Origin of the sequence: Hyphomonas sp. UBA3601 (genome assembly GCF_002375605.1) — a bacterium.
Taxonomy (GTDB): Bacteria; Pseudomonadota; Alphaproteobacteria; order Caulobacterales; family Hyphomonadaceae; genus Hyphomonas.
Map to the genome: position 1 here is coordinate 8,103 of NZ_DFME01000035.1, position 6,946 is coordinate 15,048.

The 6,946-nt window shown below is 60.3% G+C and carries 10 protein-coding genes; 7 read left to right on the top strand and 3 right to left on the bottom strand.

Features of this window, described 5'->3' with window-relative positions; all coding sequences use genetic code 11:
• Window positions 1–170: 170 nt before the first annotated feature.
• Together B4F73_RS04035 and B4F73_RS04040 are read right to left on the bottom strand one after the other, a co-directional pair.
• Window positions 171–992, bottom strand: coding sequence for a S1 family peptidase (locus B4F73_RS04035; protein ID WP_034817667.1), 822 nt, complete (start codon window positions 990–992; stop codon window positions 171–173).
• A gap of 19 nt (window positions 993–1,011) precedes the next feature.
• Window positions 1,012–1,443 carry a DUF350 domain-containing protein gene (locus B4F73_RS04040; protein ID WP_206991942.1) on the bottom strand — a complete coding sequence of 144 codons (432 nt, stop codon included), beginning with the start codon at window positions 1,441–1,443 and terminating at the stop codon, window positions 1,012–1,014.
• A 93-nt stretch (window positions 1,444–1,536) separates the two neighbouring features.
• Here B4F73_RS04040 and B4F73_RS04045 point away from each other — a divergent pair, with 93 nt between their 5' ends.
• From B4F73_RS04045 to B4F73_RS04065, 5 genes are read left to right on the top strand one after another with little or no spacing between them, the layout of a single operon-like run.
• Window positions 1,537–2,319 (top strand): 3-hydroxybutyrate dehydrogenase, encoded by a 783-nt coding sequence (locus tag B4F73_RS04045; RefSeq protein WP_206991941.1) that lies wholly within the window; start codon window positions 1,537–1,539, stop codon window positions 2,317–2,319.
• Between the two features lie 53 nt (window positions 2,320–2,372).
• Window positions 2,373–2,729, top strand: a complete 357-nt coding sequence (locus B4F73_RS04050) for a hypothetical protein (RefSeq protein ID WP_290482562.1) — start codon at window positions 2,373–2,375, stop codon at window positions 2,727–2,729.
• 47 nt (window positions 2,730–2,776) lie between these two features.
• Complete coding sequence (locus tag B4F73_RS04055; protein WP_290480418.1) at window positions 2,777–3,424, top strand: hypothetical protein; 648 nt, start codon at window positions 2,777–2,779, stop codon at window positions 3,422–3,424.
• A 19-nt stretch (window positions 3,425–3,443) separates the two neighbouring features.
• Window positions 3,444–3,848, top strand: a complete 405-nt coding sequence (locus tag B4F73_RS04060) for a heavy-metal-associated domain-containing protein (protein ID WP_290480417.1) — start codon at window positions 3,444–3,446, stop codon at window positions 3,846–3,848.
• Window positions 3,845–4,231, top strand: coding sequence for a hypothetical protein (locus B4F73_RS04065; protein ID WP_206991937.1), 387 nt, complete (start codon window positions 3,845–3,847; stop codon window positions 4,229–4,231). Before B4F73_RS04060 ends, B4F73_RS04065 begins: the two co-directional genes overlap by 4 nt.
• Window positions 4,232–4,270: 39 nt before the next feature.
• Here B4F73_RS04065 and B4F73_RS04070 read toward each other — a convergent pair whose 3' ends face one another.
• Window positions 4,271–4,912, bottom strand: coding sequence for an SCO family protein (locus B4F73_RS04070; protein WP_290482563.1), 642 nt, complete (start codon window positions 4,910–4,912; stop codon window positions 4,271–4,273).
• A 62-nt stretch (window positions 4,913–4,974) separates the two neighbouring features.
• On the opposite strand from B4F73_RS04070, the gene B4F73_RS04075 reads away from it, so the two are divergent.
• Window positions 4,975–6,345: an ActS/PrrB/RegB family redox-sensitive histidine kinase gene (locus tag B4F73_RS04075; RefSeq protein ID WP_290482564.1), complete on the top strand. Its 1,371-nt coding sequence runs from the start codon at window positions 4,975–4,977 to the stop codon at window positions 6,343–6,345.
• A 47-nt stretch (window positions 6,346–6,392) separates the two neighbouring features.
• The coding region (locus B4F73_RS04080; RefSeq protein WP_290482565.1) for an ActR/PrrA/RegA family redox response regulator transcription factor at window positions 6,393–6,946 on the top strand (554 nt) is incomplete at its 3' end.

The window sequence follows — 6,946 nt, forward strand, 5'->3', positions numbered from 1 at the left end:
CACGCAGGCGCGTCCGGCCGCCGCCGCCACGACTGCTTCGCCCCAAGCGGCCACCCCTTCGGGCGTGTCCCCGCCGAACAGGTCCGGGATACGGCCAGGATGCGGGTCGATACCCACGCAGAGTGGGCCCAACTGGCGCGCGCCAGCGATGAGGCGAGAGGCAAAGCTGGTCATGGGGTGACCCGGCAGGCCACTTTCACGACCTGAAGACGGCGGCGGGCATTGTCTGACATCGGGCCGTAAGTCTCCTCGGCAAAAATCTCGGTCGGGCCATCCTCGCGTTCCACGCTCAGGCTGGTCAGGAAGGCATCTATAGATGTCGGCGCAGCCGTATAGATACGCCCGCGCCGCGGGCTCTCGGCCACGATCACGCCGCGCACAGTTCCCCCCGCATCAAAGACCGGTCCGCCAGAAATTCCCCCCAACGAACCGTTCAAGCCACGCGTCCGGCCAATCTCGGCCCAGGCAAGAATAGGTTCAGCGCCTTCCCGGCGCCCGCGCGTGATGAGTTTCGAGCGGGACATGAGTTTCGTAGCCACTTCTCCCGGTCGTCCCTGGGGGTAGCCAACATGATAACCATGCGTGCCGATGCGAAGCGGAGATACGAGATCAAGTTTTACCGAGTTGGGGCTGCGACCTGTTGAAAGAAGGGCAAGGTCATGATCCGGATCAACGACGATGCTGTCGACCGGCACATATTGCCCGGGCGCCACCAGCAGGCCGACAGAGTTGCAACCGTCCACGACATGCCGGGCCGTGATCCACTGACCATTCTTGTTCACGGCGAAAGCAGTGCCGATCCCGTCCTTGGGCTCGCTGACCTGGACAAGCACCTGTTCGTCCAATGGCGACGGCGGCGGCAGGGTCGGACCTTCGGATTCCAGGACGGTTGGCGGCGGCTCAGGTGCGTCAGCTTTTGGATCCTGCGAAAACATGGTCCAGACGACGACGCCCAGAACCAATGCATAGATCACCCAGTCAAACGAACGCATCACTGCCTGAGTACCTCCGTTAGAACCTCTGCAGGACCGGGTCCCAGAGACCCGCTGCAATGATCAGGGCTGATGCCAGCTTTGCCGCAACAAGGACGACGGCTGCGCCAGCCTCCTCCTTTTCGATCCGTTTGGGAATATCGGTGAGCAAGACATCGACGAGACGGTAGACGAGGAGCTGGATCAGGAGTGAGACGACCCCCCAGATGGCCAAGTCTATCAGGGTGACACTGGAGGCCAGACAGGAGGCAATGGGGATCGCAAGACCAACAATGGCCCCGGCCAATGCAAATCCTGCGGCCGAATTGCCTTCCTTTACGAGCGCCAGCTCCTTCCACGGGGTCAGCAGCACGTATATGGTGCTGGCGATGGCAAGCATCGCGCCAGCCGCTGCTGTCCATAACAGAAAGCGTGGGAATGCCTCGACAAAGGCAAGAGTTTCACCGCCCATAAACGCTCACTATTTCCTCTAATATCAATCGGCTCTATCAGAGCCAGACCTATTCCTACCCATAGCACGCCACAGCCTCAAGGAGACATATTCATGATCAAGGGGAAAACCGCCCTCGTTACCGGCTCCACCAGCGGGATCGGGAAGGCTATTGCAGACCGTCTTGCACAGGAAGGCTGCAATGTCGTGCTGAACGGATTTGGCGACGCCGATGAGATCAAGGCCCTGCAGGCTGAAATGGGAAAGGAACACGGCGTACAGATCGGCTATTCAGGCGCTGACCTGACCAATCCGGACGCGATTGAAGAGATGATGGCCTATGTGACAACCGATTTTGGCGGTACCGATATTCTGGTCAACAATGCCGGCACGCAATTTGTGTCACCCCTCGAAGAATTCCCAGTGGCCAAATGGGATCTGATCATGGCGCTGAACTTGTCAGCTGCCTTTCACACGACCCGGATGGCGATTGGACCCATGAAAGAAAAAGGCTGGGGCCGCATCATCAATACCGGCAGCGCCCACGCCAAGGTCGCCTCCCCGTTCAAATCAGCCTATGTCGCGGCCAAGCATGGGCTTTCCGGCCTGACCAAGGTGACGGCTCTGGAGGGTGCGGAACACGGCGTACGGTGCAATCTGGTCTGTCCCGGCTATGTCCACACGCCGCTGGTCGATGGCCAGATCGACGATACGGCAAAGGCGCGCGGCATGACGCGTGATGAAGTTGTGAAAAACGTGCTGCTCGCCGCACAGCCAACCAAGGAATTCGTGACTGCCGAGCAGATTGGCGGCTTCGTTGCCTTCCTCTGCTCGCCGGATGCTGACCAGATCAATGGTGCCGACCTCTCCATGGACGGCGGCTGGGTGGCACAATAGCTCACTGAAAGGTCATTTGACGGCGCAGCTATCGTGCGAGATAGAAAACGACGATGTTCCAAAGGATCGCCCTTCTTTGCCTCAGCCTGTTGCTGATCGCATCCGGTACGGCAAGCGCCGCGCAGGACAGCTGTCCTGCATCGGATGCGGGCCAGATGACGCATGTGATGCCTGCAATGAATGGGGATTGCGACATGGGGATGGGGTCCATGGACCACTCCCAGCCAAAAGATCAGGACGGGCCATCGCACGATACGGCTTGTTGCTGTCCGGCCATCGTTGCGGCGCTGCCGAGTGCTGCTGCCCCTGAAGGCCATAGCGACCTTTACCCGCCCCTGTTCAATATTCCTCTGGATGCGACGCCAATCTCGGTCGCATCCGTTCCGGAGCCGCCTCCTCCCCGGGCCTGATGATCCTCTCATAATCTCAGGATCAACCCGGAACAAAGGAGAAGGCCTTGTCCTTCCTTTCCCGCGCCGCGCCTTTCGCGGCCTGTCTAACATGGGCGGCGCTCGCTCCCATGGCAGAGGCCCGTCCCGTCTCCTACCCAGGCGGCTGGACGGTCATGCAGATGAACAATGGAGATTCCTCCTCGCTGCATGCACACTATTCACCCACCGCATCGGACTCGATCGGGTTCTATGCAGAGCGTAACTGGGCCGAAGACGTCCAGTTCACCGGCCTACAATACAACCGGCTGCTGAAACGCTGGAACGGCCCTTCAAGCCAGGCGAACACCTATTTCAAATTGGGTGTGGGTCAGGCCGATCCGTTCGGGAGTGAGTCTCCTGAACTGTCCGGTTTTGCCGCTTTCGCCGCGGACTGGGAGACCCGCCGCTGGTTCACCTCCTATGAGGCAAAAGCCACCGACTATGCCGGCAACAAGAGCGTGCGCCATAGCGGCCGCGTCGGCGTTGCCCCGTATATCGGCGACTATGGCGACCTTCACACATGGTTGATGCTGCAGGTGGATAACCACCCCGAAAGCAATGAGCCCGTTACCACAACCCCCCTCGTCCGGTTCTTCAAGGGCGTCCAGATGGTCGAGCTCGGCTACACGCTGGAAACCGAAGAGCTGCTCGCGAACTGGATCGTCCGGTTCTGACTTTCAAAGGATACTACTCATGAAACTGATTAAACCCGCTTTCGCGTCCCTCGCTTTTTGCCTGCTCGCCGCTCCGGCACTGGCTGATGAAACGATGGATCATTCCAAGATGGACCATTCCAAGATGGATCATTCGGCGCATGCCGACATGGTCGCTGAACCCAATACCGATGCCGACCCGGCCGCTTCAGCCCAGACCGTCACCGCCAAGGTGAACGGCCTCGTCTGCGATTTTTGCGCACAGGCCGTCCGCAAGGTGTTCAAGAAGCAGGACGCCGTCGAAAGCGTCAATGTCGACCTGGACAATGGCGAAATCGTCCTTGGCCTGAAGGCTGGCGCGACGATGGATGATCAAACGATCGAAAAGCTGATCCGCAAGTCCGGTTATTCGCTCGTCAGCATCGACCGTGGTGGCGACGCATGAGCGAAGACGTAAAATCTCCCAGCACCCTGCCTGCCTTCCTGTCGCTGTTCACTTCAACCGGAACACTGATCTGCTGCGCCCTACCGGCCCTGCTGGTCAGCATCGGCGCCGGCGCGGTGATGGCAGGCCTGATCGAGGCCGTGCCGCAGATCACCTGGCTCGGCAAGAACAAGGGTCTCGTGTTCGGCATCGCAGCGTTGATGATCGCGTTGGCTGGGGCCTGGCAATGGCATGCAAGGTCGCTGCCCTGTCCAATTGACCCGGTGAAGGCACGGGCGTGTACGCGCGCGCGCCAGCTCAGTTGGGTCGTCTGGTGGGTCAGCGTTGTCGCATTTCTGGTTGGCGGGTTCTTCGCCTTCTTCGCGGCAAGCCTGTTCATCTAAGAGGTTCAGGGCCCGGCTGGAAAAGTCGGGCCCTTCAGCCTAGTCCTGCAGGATCTCTTCGAGACAGGCCGAGATGGTTTCAGCCGTGTCTTCATGCGTGAAGAAGGTCTTCAACTGCCAGTTCTCATCCATCAGATAGAGCAGCGACGTATGGTCCATTGTGTATTCGGACTGGCTTTCAGATTGCTCTACGCGAGAAAAGTCCGACAGGAACTCATCCGCGGCCGCGCGAACTTCCTCTGGCGTGCCCGTCAGGCCGACGAGGTTTTTCGGAAAGCGCGGCGCCTTCACATAGCTAGCCAGAACTTCGGGCGTGTCCCGTTCCGGATCCACCGAAATGAGCAATGTCTGCGGCGGCTCAACACTTTCGGGCAGCTGCTCATAGGCGCGCTCCACATTGACGAGCGTCATCGGGCAGACGTCCGGGCAATAGGTGAACCCGAAATAGATCAGCGTCGGACGACCTTTGAAATCGGCTTCCGTCACGCGCGCCCCGGAATCGGAGACGAGTGAGATCGGCCCGCCAATCTCCGGATAGGCACGGCTGAGGCAACTGGCCTGCGCACCTCCGGACTTTACCGCTCCGGCGGAGTCTTTCTCCGGCGCGCTGGCGGGAGAGCAGGCGGCCAATACGGCGGAGGCGAGCAGGGCGGATGACGTTGCAATCGATCTGAGCATCATAGGGGGGATATGCGCCGCAAGCGGCGCTTGGCGCAAGCGTCACGCTGCCGCATAAGGCGCTAATGGATGATTTGGCCCGCGACGGACACATAGATCTCGACGATGCGATCTTCACCCTTCCCCCAGAAGGGTTGGGCTCGGCGCAATCCGCCCTCGGGCGCACGCGCTTGCGCACTTTCATCACGCTGCGCTGGCTGGCCGTGGCCGGGCAAACGGCAGCGGTATTGTTCGTGGCGTTCGGACTTGGCTTCGACATGCCGCTTGCGCTCTGCCTGTCGATCATTGCGGCGTCGGCCTGGTTGAACGTGTTCCTGTCTTTTGCCTTCCAGAGCCAGCGCCTGACGCGCGGGTGGGAGGCGACCCTGCAATTGGCATTCGATACGGTACAATTGGCTGCGCTGATCGCCGCGACGGGTGGACTGTCAAACCCGTTCCTGTTGCTTCTGGTTGCCCCCGTAACTGTTGCTGCGCTCAGTCTCAGCTCGTTCAGGGCCTCCCTTATCGCTTTGCTTGCCTTGGTATTGGCGGCCCTGATGCCGCTTATTCACATGCCCCTGCCCTGGGGTGTGGCGAACTCTTCGATTGCGCTGCCGCCTCTGTTCCAGCTTGGCCAGTTCGCAGCCCTTGCTGTCGGTGTGGTCTTCTTTGCCTTGTCAGCGGCGCGGGTCAGTCAGGATGAGGCCCGGCTCGTGCGCGCGCTCGATGCAGCGGGGGTCGTCATGGCGCGCGAGCAACGCCTGTCCGCGCTCGGTGCAATGTCTGCAATGACCACACATGAGTTGGGAACCCCGCTTGCCACGATCCATCTCGTCGCGAAGGAATTGCAGGCGGATCTCGACCCCGAGGATCCGCGCGCCGAGGACATTATCCTGATTGCCGAACAGGCCGACCGGTGCCGCGCGATCCTCGCCACGATCCGTGAAGCGCGCGAAGCAACCGACATCGTGCATGCGCGAATCCCGCTGGATGCGCTGGTGGCCGAGGCCGCTGCGCCATTCAAGGGGTTGGGCGTGGATCTGACCGTCCGGGCGGAACCTGCTGAAGATGGCACACCACGTGCGCCGACCCTGAAACGCAGCCCGGAAGTTTTGCACGCGCTGGGTGCCTTCATCGAAAATGCGGTGAGTTTCGCCGATACGCGCGTGAACGTCGTGGCGACTTGGACTGCAGACCAGATCATGATCACAATCAGCGATGACGGCCCCGGCTTTGCCGCCGAAGTGCTGCCGAAACTGGGCGAGCCCTATGTCTCGCAACGCGGCGAGGCGCATCTGGGCGGGGGTGACATGGGGCTTGGATTCTTCATCGCCAAGACGCTGATTGAGCGCACAGGTGGCCGCATTGCGACGCGAAACCGGACGCCGCCGAAACGCGGCGCTGTGGTCCAGACCCTATGGCCACTGACTCTTTTGCAGGCGCCTGACTTGGATTAAGTGACGGTTCAGACCTATATGGCCAATATTACACCAAGGATAAGATCATGGATCGGCCAGTTAACGTAAATCTGCACGAGAGCCTCAAGGATGTTGAGGACCGCTCCTGTCTCGTCATGGATGATGATGGCCCCTTTGTGCAGCGTATGGCCCGTGCCCTGGCTCAACGCGGTTTCGTGGTCTCTGCAGTATCTTCGGTCTCTGAAGGCAAGGATATTGCCCGTCTTAACCCGCCCGCTTTCGCGGTTCTGGATCTGCGCCTGGAAGATGGCAGCGGTCTTGATGTGGTGGAAGTCCTGCAAAAGCACCGTCCTGACGCGCGCGCAGTGATCCTCACCGGATATGGCGCAATTGCGACAGCAGTCGCCGCTGTGAAGGCCGGAGCCGTCGATTATCTGTCGAAACCAGCGGATGTTGACGATATCATCCGTGCGCTCACGGCTTCGCCAGACGAAAAACCGGCTCCGCCGGAAAATCCGATGTCTGCAGACCGTGTCCGTTGGGAGCATATTCAGCGCGTGTACGAATTGTGTAATCACAATGTTTCGGAAACCGCGCGCCGCCTGAACATGCACCGACGGACGCTGCAACGCATCCTTGC

Coding starts and splice junctions, on each gene's coding strand:
- B4F73_RS04035 (WP_034817667.1), bottom strand. CDS start 992: ATGCGTTCGTTTGACTGGGTGATCTATGCATTGGTTCTGGGCGTCGTC.
- B4F73_RS04040 (WP_206991942.1), bottom strand. CDS start 1,443: ATGGGCGGTGAAACTCTTGCCTTTGTCGAGGCATTCCCACGCTTTCTG.
- B4F73_RS04070 (WP_290482563.1), bottom strand. CDS start 4,912: ATGATGCTCAGATCGATTGCAACGTCATCCGCCCTGCTCGCCTCCGCC.
- B4F73_RS04060 (WP_290480417.1), top strand. CDS start 3,444: ATGAAACTGATTAAACCCGCTTTCGCGTCCCTCGCTTTTTGCCTGCTC.
- B4F73_RS04045 (WP_206991941.1), top strand. CDS start 1,537: ATGATCAAGGGGAAAACCGCCCTCGTTACCGGCTCCACCAGCGGGATC.
- B4F73_RS04050 (WP_290482562.1), top strand. CDS start 2,373: ATGTTCCAAAGGATCGCCCTTCTTTGCCTCAGCCTGTTGCTGATCGCA.
- B4F73_RS04065 (WP_206991937.1), top strand. CDS start 3,845: ATGAGCGAAGACGTAAAATCTCCCAGCACCCTGCCTGCCTTCCTGTCG.
- B4F73_RS04075 (WP_290482564.1), top strand. CDS start 4,975: ATGGATGATTTGGCCCGCGACGGACACATAGATCTCGACGATGCGATC.